This is a genomic window from Streptomyces sp. NPDC031100 (genome assembly GCF_055570785.1).
In genome coordinates, this window is record NZ_JBVIGN010000010.1 from 52322 (window position 1) to 76314 (window position 23993).

Below are 23993 nucleotides of genomic sequence, written 5' to 3' on the forward strand. Positions count from 1 at the left end.
CGGCCCCGGGGTTTCGGCGCGGCGGCCGACCGGTCGGCCGGCTACTCGGACTCCAGGCCGCCCGGGTAGCGGCCGGTGCGCACCCATTCGTCGATGGGGCCGCGGTCGCCGGTGTCCACGTACTCGATGCGCGCGCCCATCAGGTCGGGCGCGGTGATCACCGCGAACGGGGTGGAGTCGGCGTCCTTGCGGAAGGCCGCGTCGATGCCGACGCCCTGCTTCTTCAGCAGTTCGAGCCGGCCCGCCATGTCGTCCTCCCAGACCCCGTAGTAGAGGATCCGGCCGGCGTTCCTGGCCGAGACGATGCCGTCGCCGTCGGCCTGGATCAGCTCGTAGTAGGGCGCGCCCGTCTTCGAGAACGCGCACACGAGCTCGAAGGGGTGCGGGTCGGGGTCCTCCAGGCGCGGCACCCTGAAGGTGGCGGGCTCGGTGAACTCGATGCCGAACACCTCGGAGTAGCGGGCGACGGCCGCTTCCAGGTCGGGCACCACGATGCCGACGTGGAAGAAGGACTCGGGCAGGTCCGGGCCGGGGGTGACGTCACGGTAGACGTGCACCTCGGGGAATTCCTCCAGGCATTCCAGCAGGTTCGGAATGAAGTCGCGGAGATAGTCCGTCGACCGGTGGAATTCCAGGGCCGCGTCGTCACGGTAACGCTCGACCACGAGACGGGAGTTTCCGCCTTCTTCCGGCTTCAGGTAGTCGAAGCCCAGGCAGCCGGGCTCGTTCGCGCGGATCTTCGCGGCGAGGCCGGTCATCAGAACCTCGACCTCGGCCTCCTTTCCCGCCTTGACGAGCTGGCGGGCGGTCACCGTGATCATGCCTGACCGCCCCGGCCCGGCAGCAGCATCGGCTCGAAGAAGTCCGCGAACTTCTCCTCGAGTTCGGGGTGCTGGTAGAACTCCGGGCCCGACTGCTCGAAGATCTGCTCGCCGATACCGCCGTAGGTGTCGAACATCATCGAGACGATGGTGCCGACCTCCTTGCCGAAGTAGTGGGCGACCAGCGCGACGGTGGAGCCGTTGACCCCGTACGAGCCGGTGGTGGTCCAGATCTTCTTGTCGGCGTCGTGCAGCCACATCCGGCGCGGCGAGGGGACGTTGGTGCCCTCCGCGCGCAGGCCGCGGGCGACGGCGGCGACCAGGGTCACCGGGGTGTCGCCGAGGATGCCGGAGCGGGAGAGGATGCCGATGCCGGAGCAGTTGCCGGCGACGATCCTGCCGTTGACGTGGTGGTGGCGGATCGCGTCGAGGATGCGCCCGTTCTGGGTCATCTTTCCGGAGCCGACGCCGCCCGGGACGTAGAGGATGTCGAAGAGCTGCCCGTCCTCCAGGACCGCGTCGGGCACGACCTGGGTGCCCATCTGCATCACCACGTTGCCCTCGTCGACCGACACGAACTTCACGTCGAGTTCGCGCGGCTCCTCGGCCAGCGGCCAGGGCGCGATCTGGTGGGCAAGCACCATCGCGGTGCCCTTGAAGATCTCCAGCGGGGTGATGGTGTCCTGCTCGCTGCAGCTCTCGTAACCGAGAACGGCCACGGATTTGATCTCGGCCATTTCTGAAGCCTCCTGGAATTTCGGCGAGTACCGGGAAGCTAACAGCGGGGAAATCGCCGCCCCGCATCACGCGGTACGACTTTCTGAACTTCGCATCACTTCCGGAAGTCGCCGAGGTCAGGAAGTCTCGGGGAAAGAGTTGGGCGCGCACACGCCCGTGCACAACCCTGCCGGGTATGACTACCGAGAGCGTCGACGTCAGTTCCGCTGCTGGCGCCGGGAACGCGAAGCAAGTGGCGAAGTCGCGCACGGCGGGCCGGTTCCTCGGTATCGCGGTGGGCAACTTCCTCGTCCTGATGGACGCGTCCATCCTGAACGTCGCCCTGCCCGACCTGCAGCACAGCCTGCACGCCTCCACCGGCGCCCTGGCCTGGACCGTCGACGCCTACACGGTCGTCTTCGCCGGTCTGATGCTGGCGTCCGGCTCGTTCGCGGACCGCCTCGGCCCGCGCCGGGTCTACCGCGGCTCGCTGCTCGCGTTCGGCGTCGTGTCCCTCCTGTGTGCCCTGGCCGGCTCGGCCGGGCTGCTCATCGCCGGCCGTGCCCTGCTCGGCGTCGCCGCCGCGGGCCTGGTGCCGGCCTCGCTCGCGCTGCTGTCCGGGCTCTACCCCGACCCGGCCAAGCGCTCGCGCGCCGTCGGCGCCTGGGCCGCGGTCAGCTCGCTCGGCCTGGTCTCCGGACCCGTGCTCGGCGGCGGCCTGGTCGCGCTCGGCGGCTGGCAGCTGGTCTTCCTGGTCAACCCGCCCATCGCGCTGGTCACCTGGCTCGCCGCGCGTGGCTTCGCCGCCGACGGAAAGCGCCCGCACCGTCCGGTCGACACGGCCGGCCTCGTGCTGTCCATCCTCGGGCTCGGCGCGCTCACCTTCGGTCTGGTCGAGGGCGGCACCTCCGGCTGGGGCAAGCCCGGACCGGTGATCGCCGTGGTCGTCGCCGTCCTCGCCTTCCTCGCGCTGGGCTTCGCCGAGCGGCGGGCGCCGTACCCGGCGCTGCCGCCCGCGCTGCTGGTCCGGGCCCGGGTGCAGGCCGACATGATCACCGGCTCGGCCGCCTCCTTCGTCTTCTACGGACTGCTGTACGCGATGACCCAGTGGATGGTGAACGAGCGCTCCCTCAGCGCGCTGCAGACCGGCCTCGCCTTCCTGCCCATGACCGTGCCGCTGGCGGTGCTCCCGCTGTTCACCGGCCGGCTGGTGGCCCGCGTCGGCACCCGCCCGCTGATCCTGTTCGGCCTGGCCTGCGGGGTGCTCTCCGGAGTGATCCTCGCCTTCTCCGGTACCGACACCCCGTTCGTGCTGCTGATCGCCGCCCAGCTGATGCTGGCGCTCGGCTCCACCACCGCGATCCCCGCCTCCACCGCCGACATGGCGACGGCCGCACCCGCCGAGTACGCCGCGACCGCCCAGGGCGCGCTCAACGCGTCCCGGCAGGCCGGCTCCGCGCTCGGTGTCGCCGTGCTCGGCACCTTGGTCTCCATGCACCGCATCGGTCTCGGCGTCGTGGTGTTCGCGGGTGCGGCACTCGTGATCGTCCTCGCCCTGCTCGGCCGCGCCCGCGGCCAGGAGGCCGAGAGCTGACCCCTTCGGGGATGTCCCCGACCCGGGCGGATCCCGCCGACGTACCTCCCGCAACCGAAAGGAACACCGCGATGACCACCGCCCAGCAGGAGACCGCACAGGCTCCGGTCCGGCGCTCCGTCGGCTGGATCCGTGAGGCGCTCCAGACCGCGATCGCGCTGGAGCACTCCACCCTGCCGATCTACACCTCGGCCATGCTCTCGCTCGAAGTGCAGAACTACACCAGCTACAACACCATCCGCAGCGTGCTGATGGAGGAGATGGTCCACATGGCCATCGCCGCCAACATGCTCGCCGCCATCGGCGGCCGCCCCCGGATCAGGGACCTTGACCCGCGCTTCCCCTCCCACGGCCTGCCCGGCGGGGTCGAGCCCGACCTGCACATCGGCCTGGCCTCGCTGTCCAAGCCCCAGCTGCGGAACTTCATGCGCCTGGAGTCGCCGCTGTTCCTGCTGCCGGAGGAGTACAGCCACGAGAGCTTCCCGACCATCGGCAAGCTCTACGCGCAGATCAAGGACGCGATCACCGACAACGCCGAGGAGCTGCGCGCGGCGGTCCGGGGCGGCGGCCTCGCCAACCAGGTCGGCGACAACATCGGCTTCAAGACCATCGTGCCGGCCCCGGGCGTCGACCCCGTCGACCAGCTCCTGGAGGGGATCACCGAGATCCTGGAGCAGGGCGAGGGCGCGACCGGCGGCACCATCCAGGCCGGTCCCGCGTTCCAGCACGAGGAGTCGCACTACGGGAAGTTCGCGGAACTCTGGTACGGGCGGGAGTACCGCACGCCCGAGCCGGCGCTGGAGCTGAGCCCGGAGACCGAAGCCGTGCACTTCCAGGGCAGCAGGATCGACTGGCCGGACGTGGTCAACACCCTCGCCGTGCCGTCCGACGGCTACGCCAGGATCCTCGCGGCCGACCCCGACGGGGCCGAGGCCGAGAAGGAACTGCTCCAGTTCGACGAGACGTACACGGGCATGATGGTCCACCTCGACGAGCTGTGGAACGGGCCGACGGCCACCCAGTGGCCGACCTTCGGCGAGGCCGTGCACCACATGGTGAAGTTCCGGGTCTTCTCCTGCTTCACCTTCATGCGCCGCCAGGTCCCGCAGTCGGTCATCGAGGATCTGCCGCGCCTGTACCCGGCCGAGTTCGGCTTCCTGAACACCTACACCGACCTGAACCGGCCCGTCTTCTACGGCCCCCGCTTCCGCAACCTCGCCGCCGCCCAGGCTTGAAGCCCCCCGCAGGAGACCGAGCATGTCCCGTACGAAGAAGATCCTCATCGTCATGACCAGCCACCCCGAGCTGGGCGACACCGGCCGCAGCACCGGCTACTACCTGCCCGAAGTCGCCCACCCCTGGCGGGTGTTCACCGAGGCCGGCCATCGCGTCGACCTCGCCTCCGTGCGCGGCGGCCGCCCCCCGGCCTCGGGTGTGGACGAGAACGACGCGGTCCAGAAGGCGTTCCTCGACGACCCGGAGATGCGCGCCAAACTGGCCGACACGCTCCGCCCCGAGGACGTGGACCCGGCCGACTACGACGCGGTCTTCTTCGCGGGCGGCCACGGCACCATGTGGGACTTCCCCGGCAACGAGGCCCTGGCCGCGCTCGCCCGGGACGTGTACGAGGCGGGCGGCGTGGTCGCGGCCCTGTGCCACGGCCCGGCGGCGCTGGTCGGGGTACGGCTCTCCGACGGCCGCCCGCTGGTCGAGGGCAGGCGGCTGACCGCCTTCAGCAACGCCGAGGAGGCCGCGGTGGGCCTCACCGACGTCGTCCCGTTCGCCCTCCAGACCGCCCTGGAGGACCTGGGCGGCAAGCACGAGGCCGCCCCCGAGTTCACGGCCCACGCGGTGACGGACGGCCGCCTGGTCACGGGCCAGAACCCGGCATCCGCCACGGACACGGCCCTGGCGACGGTCCTGGCCTTGGCGACCACATGACGGCACCGGCCACCGGAGGGACCGTCGGGGCACTTGATCCGTACGCATCCACCGCCGTCGCACCAGCGGGCCGCGCCCGCTGGTTCGTCCTGGCCGTGGGACTGACCTGCACCTTCCTCGTCGTGGGCGGAGTCTCCATCGCCAACCTCGCGATGCCCTCCCTCCAGCAGACCCTGCACGTCGGCTTCGGCGCCGTACAGTTCGTCGTCGCCGGGTATGGACTCGTGTACGCCGTCTTCCTGATCACCGGCGGCCGGCTGGGCGACGTGCTGGGCCGCCGCCGCGTCCTGCTCGGCGGCCTCGTCCTGTTCACCGCCGCCGTCCTGGTCAGCGGCCTCGCCCCCAATGCCCCCGTCCTGATCGGCGCCCGCCTGGTCCAGGGCTTCGGCGCCGCGCTGATCTACCCGCAGATCCTGTCGATCATCCAGGACACCTTCGAGGGCGCCGAACGCAACTTCGCCCTCGGCCTGTTCGGCGCCACCATCGGCGTCGCCATCGTCGTCGGCCAGCTCGTCGGCGGCGCGCTGATCGAGCTGAACCTGGCAGGGCTGGCCTGGCGCCCCGCCTTCCTGGTGCTGGTCCCGCTCGGCACCGCCGCCCTGCTCACCGGCCGCCGCGTCATGGCACCGGACCAACCCGCCGGCCACCCGCACATCGACCTCGCCGGCACCGGCCTGCTCGGCGGCGCCCTGCTGCTGCTCGTCCTGCCGCTGCTGCTCGGCCCGGGCGCGGGCTGGGCCTGGTGGACCTGGGCGATGTTCGCGGCCGCCCCGCCCGCGTTCGCCGTCTTCCTCCGCTACGAACAGCGCCTGGACACCACCGGCCGCGTCCCGCTGCTGCGCCCGTCCCTGTTCCGGCAGCGGGCGTTCGGCGTGGGCATCGCGATCGGCGTCCTGTACTTCATCACCATCGTCGGCCTCGCCGTCTACACCTCGCTGACCTTCCAGGTCGGCCTCGGCCTCGACCCGCTGCAGGCAGGGCTCGCGTTCGCCCCCGTGGGCATCGCGTTCTTCCTCTCCTCGCTGCTTGTGCCCCGGCTCGTGCCGCGGCTCGGCCGGTCCGTGCTGGTCCTCGGGCACGTCCTGCTGCTCGGCGGCCTGATCGCCGCCTGGGCCACCGTGCGCGCAGCCGGGTCCGGCCTCACGGCGGGCGAGCTGGCCCTGCCGCTGCTGCTGATCGGCACGGCCCAGGGCCTGACGATGTCCCCGCTGATCGGGGTCGTCCTGACCGGCATCCGCCCCTTGGACAAGGGCTCCGCCTCGGGCGCGCTGACCACCGCGTTCCAGATCGGCCAGGCCCTCGGGGTGGCCGGAATCGGTACGGTCTTCTCCGTCCTCGGCGCCCACCCGGGCTCGGACGCAGCGTCAAGCCGTTACCAAGTCGCCTATCAATCAGCCCTGTTGCTCATGGCGGCGCTTACGCTGGTGTCGTTCGTCCTGGTCCATGCACTTCCGAACCCGCACGACAGCCGGCCCCACCACCACTTCCTGTGGGTGCGGCACGGCCGCCGCACCGGGCTCGCGCACGCGTTGTACCTGCTGACGGGCGGCCATGCGGTGGGCCGCCGGCTCAGCCACTGGTTCCACCACCACGAAGGGAAACACTGATGCGTCAGGTCGCTCTGGGCAGTCAGGGTCTTCGGGTCTCCGCACAGGGACTCGGCTGCATGGGCATGAGCCAGTCGTACGGAGTCGGCAACGACGAGGAGTCGATCAGGACCATCCACCGGGCCCTCGATCTGGGCGTGACCCTGATCGACACGGCCAACGTGTACGGGGCGACCGGCCTGTACGGCGTCGGCGCCAACGAGAAGCTGGTCGGCTACGCGCTGCGCGAGCGCCGCGACGAGGTGGTCCTCGCCACCAAGTGCGGCATCGTCGACGTCAGGCCCGGTGTGGGCATGGTGCTGCAGGCCGACCCGGACTACATCCGCCGCTGCATCGACGACTCGCTCCAGCGCCTCGGCATGGACCACGTCGACCTGTACTACCTGCACCGGGTCGATCCGAAGACGCCCATCGAGGAGTCCATCGGCACCATGGCGGAGCTGGTGCAGGCGGGCAAGGTCCGCTACATCGGCGTCTCCGAGGTGTCCGCCGACGAACTCGAGCGCGCCCACGCCGTGCACCCGATCACGGCCGTACAGAGCGAGTACTCGCTGTGGACCCGCGACATCGAGGCGGAGGTCCTGCCCACCGCCCGCCGGCTGGGCATCGGCGTGGTCCCCTTCTCCCCGCTCGGCCGGGGCTTCCTGACCGGCGCGGTCACCACCCGGGACACCATGGACGCGAAGGACATGCGCCGCACCATGCCCCGGTTCGCGCAGGAGAACATGGACGCCAACCTGAAGGTCGTCGACGTGATCCGGGAGATCGCCGCGGCCCACGACGTCGCTCCCGGCCAGATCGCGCTGGCCTGGGTGCACGCCCAGGGCTCCGACATCGTTCCCATCCCGGGCACCAAGCGGGTCGCCTACCTGGAGCAGAACGCGGCCGCCGCGGACCTCACCCTGACCGCGGACGACCTGTCCCGCCTGGCCGAGGCGGCCGCCCTGATCCAGGGCGCCCGCCGCTGACCCTCGTACCCCTCAGTCCGCCTTCAGCTCCGGCGGATACAGGAAGTAGTTGGCGGCCGACGCCGCCTGCGCCCCCTCGTGGACGGCAGCCGTCACCTGGTGGGAGTGCAGGGCGGTGAGGTCGCCGGCCGCGTAGACGCCCGGCACGCTGGTCTTCTGCTCGGAATCCACCGCGACGTAACCGGTGGGGGCGAGCAGGACGCCCAGCTGCCGGGCGAGCGTGGTCTCGGGGGTGGCGCCCTGGATGGAGAAGAGCGCGTCCAGCTCAAGCCGCCGGCCCCCGCGGGTCAGCACCGCCGAGAGCATCCCGTCCGCGCCCTCGACCTCGCCGATCCGGTCGTGCACCACCGGGATGCCGGCGCGCTCCAGACGGCGGCGGAACGTCGGGCTGATCTCGTCGCTCCCGCTGTTGGTCAGCACCCGCACCCGGTCGGTGAGGCTGTGCAGCTGCATGGCCTCACCGGCGGCCGCGTCGGTGTGACCGACGACCAGGATGCTCCGCCCCCGGTTCTCGTAGCCGTCGCAGGTGATGCACCAGAACATCGACCGGCCGACGTACGACTCCCAGCCCGCGAAGTGGGGGAAGTGGTCGAGGACGCCGGTGGCCAGCACCAGCGCCCGGGCCCGCCAGGAGTGCCCCTGGGAGCGGACGGTGAAGCCCTGCCTGGCATCGCCCTCGGCGTGCGTGACCAGGTGGTGCAGCACCCGGGCGTTGGGGTACCGGCCGAGCTGCTCCCGGCCGAGCTTACGCAGGTCGACAGTGGGGATGCCTTCCGGGAAGCCGAGGTAGTTGTGGTTGGTCTGGTGGTGCGTCGAGCGTCCGTGGCCCGTGTCGAAGACCAGCACCTCGCGGTTGTAGCGGGCCAGGTAGAGCGCCGCGGAGAGACCGGCCGGGCCGCCCCCCACGACGATGGTGTCGGCGAGCCTCATGGATACGCCCCCTTCTCAGGTCGTACGAGTCAGTGCCGCGGCCGCAGCCAGATGACGCCGAGGGGCGGCAGGGTGACCTCGGTGCTCCACTCCTGGCCCTGCCAGGGAGCCGGACTGGCGTGCAGGGGCGCCGGGTTGAGCACGCCCGAGCCGCCGTAGCGGTCCGCGTCGGTGTTGAGGATCTCGGTCCACTCGCCGCCGGCGGGCAGGCCGATGCGGTAGCCGTGGCGCACGCTCGGCTGGAAGTGGTGCACGCACACCAGGGGCGTGCCGTCGGTGTCGTAGCGGACGAAGGAGTACACGTTGTCCTCGGCCGCGTCGGCGTCCAGCCAGCAGAAGCCCTCCGGGTCGGCGTCCAGGTCCCACAGGGCGGGGAGCCGGAGGTAGTGCGCGTTGAGGTCGCGGACCAGGTCGCGGACGCCCGTGTGCGGGGCGTGACCGAGGGCCCTCCAGTCGAGGCCCGTGTCGTGCGACCACTCGCTCTCCTGGGCGAACTCCTGGCCCATGAACAGCAGATGCTTGCCGGGGAAGCCCCACATGAAGGCCAGATACGCGCGCACACCCGCGAACCTCTGCCACGCGTCGCCGGGCATCCTCCCGAGCAACGAGCCCTTGCCGTGGACGACTTCGTCGTGGCTGACCGGCAGCAGGTGGTTCTCGGCGTACGCGTAGACCATGGGGAAGGTCAGCGCGTGGTGGTGGTACTGCCGGTGCACCGGGTCCTTGCCCATGTAGACCAGCGAGTCGTGCATCCAGCCCATGTTCCATTTGAACCCGAAGCCGAGCCCGCCGTGGTCGGTGCGCCGGGTCACGCCCTCCCAGGCGGTGGACTCCTCGGCGATGGTCACCACCCCCGGGCAGCTGCGGTAGACGGCGGCGTTCATCTCCTGGAGGAACTCCACCGCCTCCAGGTGCTCCCGGCCGCCGTACGCGTTGGGCAGCCAGCCGCCCTCGGGCCGGGAGTAGTCGAGGTAGAGCATCGAGGCGACGGCGTCCACCCGCAGGCCGTCGATGTGGAACTCCGTGCACCAGTACAGGGCGTTGGCCACCAGGAAGTTGCGCACCTGCTCGCGGCCGTAGTCGAAGACGAGGGTGCCCCAGTCGGGGTGTTCGCCGCGGCGCGGGTCGGGGTGCTCGTACAGGGGGGCGCCGTCGAACCGGGCGAGCGCCCAGTCGTCCCTCGGGAAGTGCGCCGGTACCCAGTCGAGGAGCACGCCGATGCCCGCCCGGTGCAGCGCGTCGACCAGGTACCGGAAGTCGTCGGGGGTGCCGAGCGCGGCCATCGGCGCGTAGTACGAGGTGACCTGGTAGCCCCAGGAGCCGCGGAACGGGTGCTCGGCGACGGGCAGGAACTCCACATGGGTGAAGCCCAGCGCCTTGACGTAGCCGGGCAGTTCGGCGGCCAGCTGCCGGTAGGTGCGGCCCGGCCGCCAGGAGCCGAGGTGCAGCTCGTACACGCTCATCGGCGCCCGTTCGGCGCGCCGCCCACCGCGCCCCTCCATCCACTCGGTGTCGCTCCAGCGGTGGCGTGAGGTGAAGACGACGGAGGCGGTGCCGGGCGCGGCCTCGGCCGAGCGGGCGAGCGGGTCGGCCTTCTGCCGCCAGGTGCCGTCGGGCCCGAGGATCTCGAACTTGTACCGGCAGCCGTCACCGACGCCCGGCACGAACAGCTCCCACACACCCGAGGCGCCCAGCGAGCGCATGGGGTGCCCGGTGCCCTCCCAGTGGTTGAAGTCCCCGACGACCCGCACGGCGCGGGCGTTCGGCGCCCACACCGCGAACGCGGTGCCGGTGACGGACCGGTGCTCGCGCACTCGCGCGCCCAGCACGGTCCACAGCCGCTCGTGCCGGCCCTCGGCGATCAGGTACAGGTCCAGCTCGCCCGGTACGGGCGGGAAGCGGTACGGGTCGTCCGTCTCGCACACGCACTCGGCGTAGTGCACCCGCAGCCGGTAGTCGGCCGTGCCGTCGGGCAGCGGCCCGGAGAAGACGCCGCCGCCCTCGTGGCGCAGCTCGGCCAGGACGTTCCCGGCCGCGTCGATCGCCGACACCGCCTCGGCGAGGGGTTTGAGGACGCGCAGCACCACGCCGTCGGGTCCCGGGTGCGGACCGAGCAGTGCGTGCGGATCGGCCACCGCGCCGGTGGTCAGACGCAAGAGATCGGTGGCCGGCAGCCGTGCGGGGGCCGTCCGGACGGGGTGGGGGGAGACCGGCGGGTTCACGAGAGGCGCGTCCTGTCCGTGATGATGTGGGCGACCTGGTGCTCTGGATCGAGGCGTACGTAGTTGTCGCGGCCCCAGCGGTACGTCTCGCCGGTGAGCGCGTCGTGCGCGTCGAAGGTGTCGGCGCGGTCGAGACCGAGGGCCGGCAGGTCGAGGTGGACCGTCGCCTCCCGCACGCTGTGCGGATCGAGGTTGAGGACCACCAGGACCCAGTCGTCGCCCACCCGCTTGGAGAAGCAGACCACCGCGTCGTTGTCCGCCCGGTGGAAGCGCAGGTTGCGCAGCTGGCGCAGGGCGGGGTGGTCCCGGCGCAGCCGGTTGAGCGTGGTGACCAGCGGGACGAGGGTGTCGCCGGAGGCGTCGGCCGCCTTCCAGTCCCGGGGCCGGTACTGGTACTTCTCCGAGTCCAGGTACTCCTCGCTGCCGGGTCCGGCGGGCACGTTCTCGTACAGCTCGTAGCCCGCGTACACACCCCAGGCGGGGGCGGCCGTCGCGGCGAGCACGGCACGGACGGCGAAGGCCGCGCGGCCGCCGTACTGCAGGAAGGCGTTGAGGATGTCCGGGGTGTTCACGAAGAGGTTCGGCCGCAGATAGGCCGCGCTCTCCTCGCCGCCGAGCCCGGCGAGTTCGGAGAGGTAGGACTCGACCTCCTCCTTGGAGTTGCGCCAGGTGAAGTAGGTGTACGACTGGTGGAAACCGACCCTCGCCAGGCTGTGCATCATCGCGGGCCGGGTGAACGCCTCGGCGAGGAAGAGCACGTCGGGATCGGTGCAGTGCACCTCCTCGATGAGCCGCTCCCAGAACCAGACCGGCTTGGTGTGCGGGTTGTCCACGCGGAAGATCCGCACCCCGTGCGCCATCCAGTGGCGCAGCACGCGCAGGCACTCCGCGTACAGCCCCTCGGGCTCGGTGTCGAAGTCGAGGGGGTAGATGTCCTGGTACTTCTTCGGCGGGTTCTCGGCGTAGGCGATCGACCCGTCGAGCCGGTGCCGGAACCACTCCGGGTGCTCGGTGACCCAGGGATGGTCCGGGGAGCACTGGAGCGCGAAGTCGAGGGCCACCTCCAGGCCGAGTTCCGCGGCCCGGGCGACGAAGTGGTCGAAGTCGTCCAGGGTGCCGAGGTCCGGGTGGACGGCGTCGTGGCCGCCGGCCGGGGAGCCGATCGCCCACGGCGAGCCCGGGTCGTGCGGGCCGGCGGCCAGGGTGTTGCCGCGGCCCTTGCGGTGCGTGGTGCCGATGGGATGGATCGGCGGCAGGTACACCACGTCGAAGCCCATCGCGGCGACCGCCTCCAGACGTTCCGCCGCGGTGCGCAGGGTCCCCGAGCGGGGCGGCTCCAGGACGCCCTCGGCGTTCACCGTGGCCGGCACGGCCCCCTCGGAGCGCGGGAAGAACTCGTACCAGGACCCGTACAGCGCCCGCTCCCGGTCGACGCGCAGCGGCAGCTCGGCGGAGGAGGTCACCAGCTCGCGCAGCGGACGGGCGGCCAGGACGCCGGTCACCTCGGCGTCGAGGGCGGCGGCGAGCCGGTCGTCGGGGCCGAGCCTGCCGTCCAGGAGCCGGTCGCGTGCCCCCTCCAGCGCCTCACGGGCCCGCTGCGGGCCGTCGGCCGGCAGCTTGTGCAGCGCCCGCTCCAGCAGCAGCGCGCCCTCCGCCAGCACCAGCTCCACGTCGATCCGGGCCGGGATCTTGATCTTCGCGGTGTGCCGCCAGGTGGCCACGGGATCGGTCCACGCCTCGACCCGGTACGTCCACTCGCCCTCCCGGTCGGCGACGACCTGCGCGGCGTACCGGTCGGTGCCCGGGGCGATGAGCCGCATGGGCGTGAAGGGCCCGGGCACGCCGTCCGGGTCGGTCAGGACGACGTTCGCGGCGACCGCGTCGTGCCCCTCCCGGAAGACGGTGGCGGACACCTCGAACAGCTCGCCCGGCACAGCGCGGGCGGGGCGGCGGCCCGCGTCCACCTGGGGGCGTACGTCCCGCACGGGTATCCGGCCGACGGTGGGGTCCGGCCGACGGACGTCGGGCTTGCCTTGCATGGTCATGCCTCCTGGCACCGAAGTACGGTCGGTCGTGGACCCGGCTGTTGCGCACACCGGGGTCAGGGCAGGGAATGGGGATGCGGCGCGGGCCGGCGCAGCGCCGTGGTCCCGTTGCTCACGTCGGCGATGATGCGGCGGTAGCCCGCCACCAGCGGATGGTGCGGATAGGCCGTGCTGAACAGCCGCTCTCCGGCGAGCGAGGCCATCTCCGGGGCGTAGGGCAGCGCCACGGTGATCGGGGTGCCGAAGGCGTTCTCCACTTTCGCGCGCAGCGGCTCCGCCGGCGTCCCGGCCGGCACCAGGTTCACCGCCACGCTCAGCTGCCCGCAGCCGAGGCGCTCGGCGAGCGACATCGTCTCGGCGGCGCCCGCCATGTCCAGCCGGTCCGCCCGGGTGACCACCACCAGGGCGTCCGAGCTGGCCATCGAGGTCACCGTCTCGTTGTTGAAGCCGGCGTGGGTGTCGAGGAGCAGCACGTCGAGGGCGAGCGAGTCGATCAGCCGGTCGAAGCCCTCCCTCAGCAGCCCGACGTCGTAGCCGCGCCCCATGATCTCGTTGATGCCCGCGGCCCGGCTGCGGGCCGGCACCACGAAGAAGCCGTCGTGCCCGGCGTCCGCCTCCGCCGCGTAGGCGGCGTCCTCGATCTCGCAGCGCCCGATCAGGTAGTCGCTCAGGGAGCGCCGGGCCGTGCCGAGCGCGTCCCCGAACATGACGTCCAGGGCGGGCGTCTGGATGTCGGTGTCCACCAGTGCGACCCGGTGTCCGGAGGAGGCCAGCAGCACCGCAAGGTTGGCTGCCGTGCTGGACTTCCCCGTACCGCCCCGGTACGAGTGCACGGTGATGATCTGCGACATGGTCTCCACCCGGGATTCCGTCAGGAGGTGCGCCGGTGGACGGCCATCATGGTGATGTCGTCCGACTGTTCGGCCGGGCCGACGAACTCGCCCAGCACGCCGTCCATGTGGTCGAGGAGTTCCTCGCCGCGCACCGCCGCCTCGGTCAGCTGCTCGATCATCAGCTCGTTGCCGAAGAACCGTCCCGTCCCGGACCGCGCCTCGGTCACCCCGTCGGTGTAGATGAACAGGGTGTCGCCGGGGCCGATCTGCGCGTAGCCCAGCGAGAAGGACACGTCGGGGATGACGCCGACGGCCGGCCCGGTGGGCTCCAGCAGCACCGGTGCGGCCCCGTCGGCGCTGACCAGGACCGGCGGGTTGTGGCCGCCGTTGATGTAGACGAGGTTGCCGGTGTGCGGGTCGAGGACGCCGAAGAAGAGGGTGGCGAAGTAGCCCTGGCTGATGTGGTTGCGGGTCAGGTAGTTGTTGGTGCCGGCCACCGCGTTGAGCAGCGGGGTGGCCCCGACGACGGGGATGGCGCGGGTCTGCTCCTCCCACACGGTGGCCTCGTTCAGCACGTCGGCGGCGATCAGGCTCTGCAGCCCGCTCTGCTCGGCGGTGTGCCGCAGCAGGCTGCGGATCAGCGCCATGAACAGGGCGGCGCCCACGCCCTTGTCGCAGACGTCGGCCACGACCAGCGCCAGCCGGCGCCGGTTGACCAGCTCGAAGACGTCGTAGAAGTCCCCGGCGACGGTGCGGGCCGGCCGGAAGCGGACGTCGATCTCCCAGTCGTCGGGGCTGGGCAGGGTGTCCGGCAGGAAGCCCAGCTGGATCTCCCGGCCGATCTCCAGCTCGCGTTCGTAGCTGAGGAGTTCGGCGTGGGCGGTCACGTCCTCCAGGGTGCGGCTGAACTCGGCCCGCTCGTGGCAGTTGCGGAGCCGGGCGCGGACCAGTTCGGGGTAGAACGGGGGCACGAGATAGTCGGAGCCCGCCTGGACGTGTCCGCCGAGCAGGTGCAGATCGTGGTCGGCGAACGCCACGACGGTCGGCTGCCGTCCCTCGTCGTCGAGCCGCCGTACGACGGCCTTCACCGTGGCCGGTGCGAGCCGGGCGGAGACGAGCAGCACCTCGGTCTCGCCGAGCTGCCCCGGCGCCAGGGCGAGCGCCTCGCCCGGGGTGCGGCGGCGGACCTCGAACCGCAGCGCCTTGAGCGTGGCCAGCAACTCGGCCGGGGCCCGGCCGTGTTCGTCAAGGAGCAGCACTTTCGTGTGTGACATCTCGTCTCATCTATTCGTGGTGGCCGCGGCGGATCGTCAGCGTGCTGACGTTGCGCCCCGCCACCAGCTCGTAGTCGAAGCGGTCCACCGCCGTCAGCGCCAGGAAGACCCCGAGGCCGCCGACGGCGCGCCGGGCCAGCGGCACGTCCAGGGCGGGTGCCTTCATGCCGCCGCGTGGATCGAAGGCCGGGGCGTCGTCGGCGAAGCGCACCCACACCCGGTCCGGGGCGACCCCGCCGTCCACGCAGATGTCGCCCGCCGCCCCGCAGTAGCCGTGCAGGACGATGTTGGTCGCCAGCTCGTCGGCGGCCAGCCGCAGCCGGTAGGTCTCGCTGCTGGTCAGCCGGCCCGACCGCCCGAGTTCGAGGACGAACCGGGCGACCAGGTCCAGGGAGGCGAGGTCGGCGGGGATCCGCAGCCCCGCGACGGGGGCGGCGAGCGGCGTCCCGGCACAGCCAGCCTCGCACCACTCCTGTCCGGCGGTGTGTTTGGCCGACGCGGCCCCGGAGTCGATCGCCATCTTCCGCCCCTCTCAGGCGTCGATCAGCTCGATGCTGTGGTCGAAGCCCGCCAGCCGGATGGTCCGGCTCACCGGCTCCGTGGCCCCGATCACGGCGATGCGCACCTCGTCGCCCATCTTCTGGCGGGCGAAGACCAGCGAGCGCAGGCCCGCACTGGCCAGGAAGTCGAGGTGACGGGCGTCTATCTCCAGCCGCACGGCGCCCTGCTCGGCGGCCTGGTCGACCAGGTCGTGGAAGCGGGGCGCGGTGGACGCGTCGAGTTCGCCCTTGATCTCGATGGTCGCGATGCCCTCCGTCACGCTGAGGGTTCCGTCGAACGACATGGACAGCTCTCCTTCTGTGAGGCCTTTCGGCTGTGCGGGGTGCGTGCGGCGGGTCAGCCGGTGCGCCGGTCCCGGCCGACGAGGATCACCAGCGCGTGCGGGCCGAGGTGGTAGCGGCCCGGATGGTGCAGCTCGCTCTCGGCGCCCACCTCGGCCGGGCCGTGCGGCGCGGCCAGCGAGGTGTCGGCGAACAGATGCCACGCCTGTCCGTCCGGCAGGCCGGGCAGCTCCAGGTCGTGCGACTCCCAGTGGGCGTTGACGGCGACGTAGACGTGGTCGTCGGCGACCGTGCCGCCCTTGGCGTGCCGGCCGCACCGCATCAGGCCGAGCACCCTGCTGTGCGACGACCAGTCCGGGTGCCAGGCCCGTACGCCGTGCCAGCTGATGTCGGGATAGCCGCTGCCGACCCGGTCCGAGCCGACGGGGTGGTCGGCGCAGCGCAGGACCGGATGGGCGTGCCGGAAGGCGATCAGGCGCCGGGTGAACTCCAGCAGTTCGGCGTTGGCCTCGAGAAGTCCCCAGTCGAACCAGGAGAGTTCGTTGTCCTGGCAGTAGCCGTTGTTGTTGCCGAGCTGGGTGCGCCCGACCTCGTCGCCGGACAGGATCATCGGAACGCCCTGGCTGGTGAGCAGGATGCCCAGCAGGTTCTTCATCTGCCGCATCCGGAGGTCGCGGACGTGCGCGGAGGCGCTCGGCCCCTCCTCGCCGCAGTTCCAGCTGTGGTTGTCGTTCCCGCCGTCGCGGTTGCCCTCGCCGTTGGCCTCGTTGTGCTTGTCGTTGTACGACACCAGGTCGTTGAGGGTGAATCCGTCGTGCGCGGTGACGAAGTTGACCGACGCCGCGGCGGTGCGGCCCCCGTACAGGTCGGGGGAGCCGGCCATGCGGGTGGCCAGCTCGCCGACCAGGCCCGGCTCGCCCTTGACGAACCGGCGCACGGTGTCCCGGTACTGGCCGTTCCACTCCGACCAGCGTCCGTAGTTGGGGAACGCGCCCACCTGGTACAGGCCGGCCGCGTCCCAGGCCTCGGCGATCAGCTTGGTGTGGCGCAGGATCGGGTCGTGGGCCAGCTGCTCCAGCAGCGGCGGGTTGGGCAGCGGGGTGCCGTCGGGCGCCCGGTCGAGGATGGCCGCGAGATCGAAGCGGAAGCCGTCGATGTGGTACTCGGACACCCAGTAGCGCAGACAGGACAGCACGAAGTCGCGGACCACGGGGTGGTTGCAGTTGACGGTGTTCCCGGTCCCGCTGAAGTTGTAGTACTCACCCCGGGGCGTGAGCATGTAGTACGTGGCGTTGTCCAGGCCCCGGAACGAGATGGTCGGGCCGTGCTCGTTGCCCTCGGCGGTGTGGTTGAACACCACGTCGAGCACGACCTCGATGCCGGCCCGGTGCAGCTCCCTGACGAGGGTCTTGAACTCGTCGGCCTGCATCGCGAACCGGCCCGTGGCCGCGTAGCCGGCCTTGGGCGCGAAGAACGAGACGGTGTTGTAGCCCCAGTAGTTGTGGAGCCGCCCGCCGGTCGCCGGGTCGGTGCGCGGGTTGTCCAGCTCGTCGAACTCGAACACCGGCAGCAGCTCGACGCAGTTGACGCCGAGGTCCTTCAGGTAGGGGATCTTCTCCCGCAGCCCCGCGTAGGTGCCCGGGGCACTCACCCGGGACGAGGGGTGGCGGGTGAAGCCGCGGACGTGGGTCTCGTAGACGACCAGGTCCTCGGTGGGGATGCCGAGCGGGGTGTCGTCGCCCCAGTCGAAGTCCTCGTCGAGGACCTTGGCGCGGTAGGGGTAGACATCGTCCCAGTCCGGCTCCCGCCCCCAGACGTCCCGGCCGGAGACCAGCCGGGCGTAGGGGTCGCTGAGCACCTTGCCGGCGTCGAACCGGTCGCCGGCCCGGGGGTCGAAGGGGCCGTCGGCGCGGAAGCCGTACTCCAGGTGCTCCGCGTCCAGGTCGAAGACCGTCATCGCGTACACGCTGCCGATGCGGAACTCCGGCGGGAACTCCAGTTCGGCGGTGGGGCGACGGGCGCCCCCCTCGAAGAGGACCAGCCGCATGGAGGTGGCCCGGTCGGAGTAGACCGAGAAGTTGATTCCCCCCGGGACCGGATGGGCGCCGTACGGGAAGGGCCGTCCGGCCCGGACCCGGTAGCCGCCGATCCGGCGCGTGGGGAACGCGTCGACGCGCTCACGTGTCTCCTGGACGGTCATCGGCCCGTGCGTTCCCGTGCGGCGTCCAGGTCCTCCTCGATCCGGAAGAAGTCCAGGAACCCGGTGGCGGACATCACGAACCGGACCTCCTCCGACAGACCGACCAGGGTCACCGCGGTCTCCAGCTGCTGGGCCCTGCGGTGCACGATCAGCAGGGTGCGCAGGCCCGCGCTGGAGACGTAGCTGACCCCGCTGAGGTCGATCAGCAAGCGGGTGCCCTGCCCGACGAAGGGCAGCAGCTGGGCCTGGAGCCCGCCGGACGTGGTGGAGTTGATCTCTCCTTCGAGGACGACGACCGTGGTGTCGCCCTCGGTGCGGTAGCTGAGCTTGACGGTCATGCCGCCCCCTCCGTCCGGGCCACCGGGGCCAGCCGGACCTTGACCTTGACCCGGCCCGAGGTCTCGGGCAGGAACACGAGCAGGCCCTCGGCGTCGAAGCCGGTGTGCGGCTCGCCGTCGATCTCGACGGACTCGATCGTCACGGATCCGCGCGGCAGCAGGTCCGGTGCCACGCGCAGCACCCTGCCCTCGATCAGCGCGGGGTCGGGCTTGAACCAGAAGTCCATGGCGCTGCCCCCCAGCAGCAGGTTGTTGTAGACGGCCGCGAGGTAGCACAGCTCCGCCGAGTGGTACATCGACATGGAGTGGCTGCCCTTGAGCCGCTCGACCCCGAGCAGGTACGGCAGCCCGTTCGCGAGCACGTTGAAGTAGACGGCGCCCTCGTCGTGGTCGAGGAAGAAGGCGTTGTAGAAGGCCTGGGCGTCCCGGGCCTCGCCCTGGAAGTCCGCCCGGTGCGTGATGCCGTGCAGGATGAGGTAGGCGAGGATCGCCTGCTCCTGCTGCCACCACGCCTTGCGGTCGTGCCAGGTGAACCGGTGCCGGTCCTCGCCGGCCGTCCGGACCCGCTCCACCACGTCGTACCAGCCGCCCCGCTGCCGGTCCGCGCCCCACTCGGGCATGCTCGTGCCGAGGGCCGTGGCCAGCTCCAGATAGCCCGCCTTGGGACGCAGCGAGTGCATCCGCATCAGGTTCCAGGCGATCTTGAGGTTGTGGCCGACCACCGCCCGGTTCTGCTGCCAGCCGTGCGTGGTGTCGTGGGACCAGTCCTTGTGGAACCGTTCCTGCACGAAGGGGCTGTGCTCGGGGTCCGGGAAGCGGCTGACGATGGTGTCGAAGGTGTACTCCAGCATGTCGGCGTACGTCTTCTCACCGGTGGCCAGGTACAGGTTGATCAGATAGGCCGGTGCGTGGTCGCCGACGGAGTTCCAGTTCTTGCGGGCCCGGTTGGGGCCGAGCGACTCGTGCTCCGGGCTGAGCAGGATCGGGTCGATGTGCGAGAAGTACCCGCCGTGCTCCGGGTCCAGGTAGAACCGGTCGAAGAGCCGGATGGTGGCGTCCGCGTCGGCCTTGATCCGCGGGTCGCCGGTGATCCGGTACGTCTGGATCGGGCCGGCCAGCGCGTAGATCTGCTCGTAGGCGGGCAGCGCGTCGTAGTCGTCGGAGAACTCCGAGGTGAACAGCTTGGTCTCGACGTCTCCGTCGACCTTGAGGCCGTGGTACCAGTACACGACGTTCTCGTCGGCGTCCACGAACCGCATGTGCTCGCGCAGGTACTCGGTGCCCCGCTCGGCGATCTCCAGGTACTCGTCGTCGCCGGTCAGCAGGAACGCGGAGGCCATGCCGTACACCAGCCGGGAGATGGTGTCCGTCTCCTGGACGTGGCTGGCGGTCTTGTCGCCGCTGAGCCGGATCTCGGTGCGGTACCGGGTGAAGTCGACCGGCCCGTCGCCGAACTGGGCCTTGCGGTAGAAGGCGGCGATCTCGCGGATCTGCCGGATCCACCAGCCGGCCTCCTCGAACCGGTGGTCGTCCGCCTGCCGGCCGGTGAAGATCAGCCGCTTGGCCTCGAACCGCAGCCCGTCCGCCTGCGGGTAGAAGATGCCGTACGCCAGGACGTAGCGGCCCTCCTCCAGCAGCGTGTCGATGTGGCCGGTGGCGTCCTGGTAGGGCTCCCCGAGGTTGTGCAGCAGCTCGGCGCCCGGGCCGCCGTCCAGGGAGACCTCGAAGGGGCGGCCGTCGGCGGTGACGAGGGTGAAGACGCGCGCCTCGCGGTCGAATCCGGCCACCCGGCCCGCGATGGTGTCGGAGAACGTGAAGTTGACGGTGTCGGACATGGTCACACCCTTCGCATTATGATTTCGAATTCGTCCGGGACTGATGAACCATCGAATCTCCCGTTCCTGACATTCCGCGAACGTGTCACATCTTCAGTGGGCCCGTATGGCACGGACAAAGAGCGGTCGTGGACTTCCTGAACTTTCAATTCTGCTGCCGGATTTCTTCGGTCAGCCGACGGACCGCGGCGAGCGGGATGGGCAGCCAGGCGGGCCGGTTGTGGGCCTCGTACACCGCCTCGTAGACAGCCTTGTCCGCCTCGAAGGCGCGCACCAGCAACGGCTCGCGGCGCGGGTCCTGACCGCCTCCGGCGGCATAACCGGCGCAGTACGCCTGCCGGTTGTGCACCGCCCACGCCGTGGCCCTCCGGGACAACCGGGCCGCGCGCGGGTCGTCGTCCCGTATCTCGCCCGGCGGCCGCTCCAGCACCTCGGTCAGGGCGTGCTGGGCCGCGTAGTCGAAGGAGCGCAGCATCGCCGCGACATCGCGCAGGGCAGGCTGCGGCCTACGGCGTTCCTCCGGCGAGTGCCCGGGTTCGCCCTCGAAGTCGATGAGCACCCAGCCCTGTTCGGTGCGCAGCACCTGTCCCAGGTGCAGATCGCCGTGGATCCGCTGGACGAGCGGCGCCCGTCCCCGCAGCACACGCTCCCGCAGCTCGTCGTGCAGCGCCCACAACGCGTCGCCGTACGGCGCCAGTTGAGGCACGGCCCGCAGCCCGTGCGCCATGCGCTCGCCCAGCAGTTCGAGCAGGGTCGCGCTCTCCGGCGGGCCGATCGGCCGGCTGCCGAGCTGCTCGGCGAGCGCGGTGTGCACCCGGGCGGTGGCAAGACCCAGCGCGTACGACTCCTCGGCGAAGCCGCCGGGCGGCGCCCCGGTGCGGTCCTCGCCGGTCAGGCAGGCGCGGGCCTGGCCGGTGGCGGCCGCCCAGCCGTCCCCGCGCGAGCGCACGAACTCCTGCACGATGCCGAGCGTGCAGGCGCCCACCGGGGACTCGGCCGTGGTGCGCACCTGGGCCAGCGGCGCCGCGCTCGGCACGGAACCGGCCCGCTGCAGCGCGCCGAGCAGCTCCAGTTCGGGGCTGGTCCCCGGCACGGGCCGGCGCAGCACCTTGAACATCGCCCGGTCCCCGAAGGCCACCGAGGTGTTGGACTGCTCCGCCGTGCTCGCCACCCCGGGCACCCCCAAGGGCAACGCGCTCCCGGGCAGCCGCTCGAAGCGCACCGGCCCTTGCGCGTCGGTGCCGAACCGTTCCAGCAGCCCGGTCATCAACTCCGGGTCCTGCGTGGCCTCGTACAGCGTCAGACCCGGCCCGCCGGGTACGGCCAACCGGCCGATCACGGCCTCCGCAGGCACCGGGGCGGCCCCCCGGCGCATCCCGATCAGCGCCTGGTACGGCCCGTCCACGCCGGCCTCGAACACCGCGACCAGGAGCGCCGGATCCCCCGGCAGCACCCGCTCCAGCAGCCGCGTGGCGACGGCCGGCGCCCCGCCGTCCTTCCCCGCGAACCAGCGCCGCCCGGGCAGCCACCCCGCAAGCAGCCCGTCGAGCACCGAACGCACCCGCTCCAGCTCCGTATCCACCAGAGTCGTCATGCCGCCCGCACCCCCATCCGCTCACGCGGCACAGGCATGCGTACCGGTGGGGGCCAGGCCTCCGTGTGCGGTGCTGTGGAGAGCACCGTGGCCGCGTGGGCCAGGGAGACCATCGTCATGTGGTGGTGCCAGCCGCGGAAGGAGCGGCCCTCGAAGTCCCGGATGCCGAGGCTCTCGCTGACCTCCGCCAGGTCGCGCGTGACGCGGTTGGCGAGCATGGCGGTGCGGTAGACCGTGCCGAGCTGGGACTGCGGCAGGTTCGACAGCCAGTACTCGCTCGGGGTGCGCCGCGCCGGATCCCGCCAGGCGCCGACCAGGATCAGCTCCGGCTGGTCGGCGGGGACCGGCCGGGGGCCGGCCGGTCCCGGTCGGCGCAGCAGGACCCGGGCGGCGCCGACCGACGTCGCCCGCAGGGCGTCCGCCTCGTGGTCGTACCACTCCACCGGCAGGCACTGCCGGCTCAGCTCCGGGACCAGGGCCGGCGGAGAGCCGGGCGGGCACGGCGCGCCCGTGTCCTCGGACACCGGGTCCGGCAGTCCCGGGCGCGGCGAGGGCCGCAGCGCCCGCAGTGCCAGACCGCGGGCCGCCGGGTCGATCCGGACCACGAACGGCATCCGGCGTTCCAGCAGCATCGCGCAGATGCCGTACGCGTCGCTCTCGCGCAGGTCCATCACCACCGGCCGGTGCGGCAGGCCCCAGTCCCCGGCCATCGCGGACACCGCCTCGACCGCGCACTGCTCGGGCGGGCAGGAGCCGACGTCCTCCGGGATGCAGGCCCGGCGCCGCAGCGTCGCCTCGCCCGCCCAGCTCTCGGGCAGCGCGAGCCGCCAGTCGACCGGACACGACGCCCGGTCGGCGGCGAGCCACACCCCGATCGCCTGCTGGCAGTTGACGACCCGTCCGTACTGGGCGACCCAGCGCCGCTCCACGCCCACCGAGTGCTGCCCGACCTTGGAGATCACCAGCGGATGGACGACCCAGGCGCGCGGCTCCAGCCGCAGCATCAGGTCCGCAAGCTCCCGGCGGACCGGTTCGGTGGCCCACGGGGACTTGGTGATGAACTGATAGAGGCTCTGCTCCACACCGCCGCCGGCACCGTCGGCGATCGCCCGCATCGTCTTCCGCCCGGAAACGGACAGCAGGCCTCTCACATAAAGCTCGCCCCAACGCCTCTGGTCACTGCGCGGAATGGATCGGAACGTGCGGGAAACGATCTCGGAGATCACGTCCTCGGAAATCTCGGCGGACTCCACCATTTGACGTTCGCCGGGCATGACTCGGCCCTCTCTGGAATACATGAGGTTTTCGCCCGGGGCCGGCGCCGCGGACGCGGTGTGCGTCCGCCGGGGCGCCGGCCCCGGCAGGTACCCGCCGGCCCGGGGGGGTGGGGCCGACGGGTGCGGGACGGGGCGGGCGGTCGGGGGTGGACCCGCCCTCGTCGTCCGTACGGACCCGGACCGGGACCGTGCCGCTCAGGGCTGCTCAGGGCTGCTCAGAGCCGTTCAGGCTTACGGGTCGGGCCCTACGGCCGCAGGGCCGACAGCGGGTCCGGGGTCAGCCTGCGGAACAGCCGTTCCCAGTCCCCGGGGGCCGCGCCCGGCTCGTTGTAGACCTCGAACGTGCGGCCCACGGCCGCCGCGGAGCCCAGTGCCCGGACACACGCCTCGGCCACCGAGGCGCGCGAGACCCAGCCGTCACCGCGGTCGTCCTGCTCCAGCCGGACACCCGCGCCCGCGCCGGCGTCGTCGGTCAGCCAGCCGGGCCGTACGACCGTGTAGGCGAACCCCGAGTCCCGTACCGCGTCCTCGCCGCGCAGCCGCCAGTCGAGCAGCCGCCCGTAGGCGTTCATCGGGTGCTCGCGGCGGGTCACGAAGATCTGGCTCACCAGCACGAACCGGGGCCGTACCGCGTTCTCGGCGGCCGCCGCCAGCACGTTGCGCACCCCGCTGTACACGGTGGTCTCCGGGCTGTCCGGACCGGAGTCGGCGGTACCCGGCTCCACGCTGAACACCACGGCGGCCGAGCCGCGCAGCGCAGGCGCCAGCGTGTCCGCGTACCGGACGTCCGCCTGCCACAGCTCACCTCCGGGCGGCGGGGTCGCTCCTCGCTCCGGGTGCCGGCTCACCACCCGGACCCGCTCGCCCGCCTCGGCCAGTCTCCTGGTCACGAGGGAGCCGAGCCGGCCCGCTCCGCCGATCACCACGATGGGGCCGTGCCTGTCGTGCATGATTC

Annotated in this window: 20 protein-coding genes; 5 read left to right on the forward strand and 15 right to left on the reverse strand. The window is 71.6% G+C overall.

Annotation, left to right across the window (positions count from 1 at the left end):
- Positions 1–41: 41 nt before the first annotated feature.
- The gene (locus ACZ5DS_RS26705; RefSeq protein WP_468243124.1) at positions 42–821 is read right to left on the reverse strand and encodes an antibiotic biosynthesis monooxygenase; all 780 of its coding nucleotides are present in this window, start codon (positions 819–821) and stop codon (positions 42–44) included.
- Positions 818–1558 (reverse strand): DJ-1/PfpI family protein, encoded by a 741-nt coding sequence (locus ACZ5DS_RS26710; protein WP_468243126.1) that lies wholly within the window; start codon positions 1556–1558, stop codon positions 818–820. Before ACZ5DS_RS26710 ends, ACZ5DS_RS26705 begins: the two co-directional genes overlap by 4 nt.
- Positions 1559–1734: 176 nt before the next feature.
- Between ACZ5DS_RS26710 and ACZ5DS_RS26715 the strand changes: the two genes are divergently transcribed.
- From ACZ5DS_RS26715 to ACZ5DS_RS26735, 5 genes are all read left to right on the forward strand, one after another.
- Positions 1735–3132, forward strand: coding sequence for an MFS transporter (locus tag ACZ5DS_RS26715; protein WP_468243129.1), 1398 nt, complete (start codon positions 1735–1737; stop codon positions 3130–3132).
- A 71-nt stretch (positions 3133–3203) separates the two neighbouring features.
- Positions 3204–4367 (forward strand): ferritin-like domain-containing protein, encoded by a 1164-nt coding sequence (locus ACZ5DS_RS26720; protein ID WP_468243131.1) that lies wholly within the window; start codon positions 3204–3206, stop codon positions 4365–4367.
- A 22-nt stretch (positions 4368–4389) separates the two neighbouring features.
- Positions 4390–5073: a type 1 glutamine amidotransferase domain-containing protein gene (locus ACZ5DS_RS26725; RefSeq protein ID WP_468243133.1), complete on the forward strand. Its 684-nt coding sequence runs from the start codon at positions 4390–4392 to the stop codon at positions 5071–5073.
- Complete coding sequence (locus ACZ5DS_RS26730; protein ID WP_468243136.1) at positions 5070–6680, forward strand: MFS transporter; 1611 nt, start codon at positions 5070–5072, stop codon at positions 6678–6680. Before ACZ5DS_RS26725 ends, ACZ5DS_RS26730 begins: the two co-directional genes overlap by 4 nt.
- Positions 6680–7648 (forward strand): aldo/keto reductase, encoded by a 969-nt coding sequence (locus ACZ5DS_RS26735; RefSeq protein WP_468243138.1) that lies wholly within the window; start codon positions 6680–6682, stop codon positions 7646–7648. The genes ACZ5DS_RS26730 and ACZ5DS_RS26735 overlap by 1 nt, the downstream gene beginning before the upstream one ends.
- A 12-nt stretch (positions 7649–7660) precedes the next feature.
- Here ACZ5DS_RS26735 and ACZ5DS_RS26740 read toward each other — a convergent pair whose 3' ends face one another.
- From ACZ5DS_RS26740 to ACZ5DS_RS26800, 13 genes are all read right to left on the reverse strand, one after another.
- Positions 7661–8578 carry an NAD(P)/FAD-dependent oxidoreductase gene (locus tag ACZ5DS_RS26740; protein WP_468243140.1) on the reverse strand — a complete coding sequence of 306 codons (918 nt, stop codon included), beginning with the start codon at positions 8576–8578 and terminating at the stop codon, positions 7661–7663.
- 29 nt (positions 8579–8607) lie between these two features.
- Entirely contained in the window at positions 8608–10800 is a 2193-nt protein-coding gene (gene glgB, locus ACZ5DS_RS26745; RefSeq protein ID WP_468243143.1) for a 1,4-alpha-glucan branching protein GlgB, read from the reverse strand.
- The gene (locus tag ACZ5DS_RS26750; protein ID WP_468243780.1) at positions 10797–12839 is read right to left on the reverse strand and encodes an alpha-1,4-glucan--maltose-1-phosphate maltosyltransferase; all 2043 of its coding nucleotides are present in this window, start codon (positions 12837–12839) and stop codon (positions 10797–10799) included. Before ACZ5DS_RS26750 ends, glgB begins: the two co-directional genes overlap by 4 nt.
- 62 nt (positions 12840–12901) lie before the next feature.
- Complete coding sequence (locus tag ACZ5DS_RS26755; protein ID WP_468243145.1) at positions 12902–13696, reverse strand: MinD/ParA family ATP-binding protein; 795 nt, start codon at positions 13694–13696, stop codon at positions 12902–12904.
- A gap of 20 nt (positions 13697–13716) precedes the next feature.
- Positions 13717–14952: a PP2C family protein-serine/threonine phosphatase gene (locus ACZ5DS_RS26760; protein ID WP_468243148.1), complete on the reverse strand. Its 1236-nt coding sequence runs from the start codon at positions 14950–14952 to the stop codon at positions 13717–13719.
- Positions 14953–14962: 10 nt separating this feature from the next.
- Positions 14963–15472, reverse strand: a complete 510-nt coding sequence (locus ACZ5DS_RS26765; RefSeq protein WP_468243150.1) for an ATP-binding protein — start codon at positions 15470–15472, stop codon at positions 14963–14965.
- 12 nt (positions 15473–15484) lie between these two features.
- The gene (locus ACZ5DS_RS26770; RefSeq protein ID WP_468243152.1) at positions 15485–15796 is read right to left on the reverse strand and encodes an STAS domain-containing protein; all 312 of its coding nucleotides are present in this window, start codon (positions 15794–15796) and stop codon (positions 15485–15487) included.
- A gap of 53 nt (positions 15797–15849) precedes the next feature.
- Complete coding sequence (gene glgX, locus ACZ5DS_RS26775; protein WP_468243155.1) at positions 15850–17994, reverse strand: glycogen debranching protein GlgX; 2145 nt, start codon at positions 17992–17994, stop codon at positions 15850–15852.
- The gene (locus ACZ5DS_RS26780; protein ID WP_468243157.1) at positions 17991–18332 is read right to left on the reverse strand and encodes an STAS domain-containing protein; all 342 of its coding nucleotides are present in this window, start codon (positions 18330–18332) and stop codon (positions 17991–17993) included. The genes glgX and ACZ5DS_RS26780 overlap by 4 nt, the downstream gene beginning before the upstream one ends.
- On the reverse strand, positions 18329–20167 hold the full coding sequence (locus ACZ5DS_RS26785; protein ID WP_468243160.1) for an AGE family epimerase/isomerase: 1839 nt from the start codon (positions 20165–20167) through the stop codon (positions 18329–18331). Before ACZ5DS_RS26785 ends, ACZ5DS_RS26780 begins: the two co-directional genes overlap by 4 nt.
- A 145-nt stretch (positions 20168–20312) precedes the next feature.
- The gene (locus ACZ5DS_RS26790; RefSeq protein ID WP_468243162.1) at positions 20313–21761 is read right to left on the reverse strand and encodes a maltokinase N-terminal cap-like domain-containing protein; all 1449 of its coding nucleotides are present in this window, start codon (positions 21759–21761) and stop codon (positions 20313–20315) included.
- The gene (locus tag ACZ5DS_RS26795) at positions 21758–23035 is read right to left on the reverse strand and encodes an IS701 family transposase (RefSeq protein ID WP_468243165.1); all 1278 of its coding nucleotides are present in this window, start codon (positions 23033–23035) and stop codon (positions 21758–21760) included. The genes ACZ5DS_RS26790 and ACZ5DS_RS26795 overlap by 4 nt, the downstream gene beginning before the upstream one ends.
- Before the next feature lie 248 nt (positions 23036–23283).
- A complete protein-coding gene (locus tag ACZ5DS_RS26800; protein ID WP_468243168.1) occupies positions 23284–23988 on the reverse strand; it encodes an SDR family oxidoreductase in 705 nt (234 codons plus the stop codon).
- Between the last annotated feature and the right edge of the window lie 5 nt (positions 23989–23993).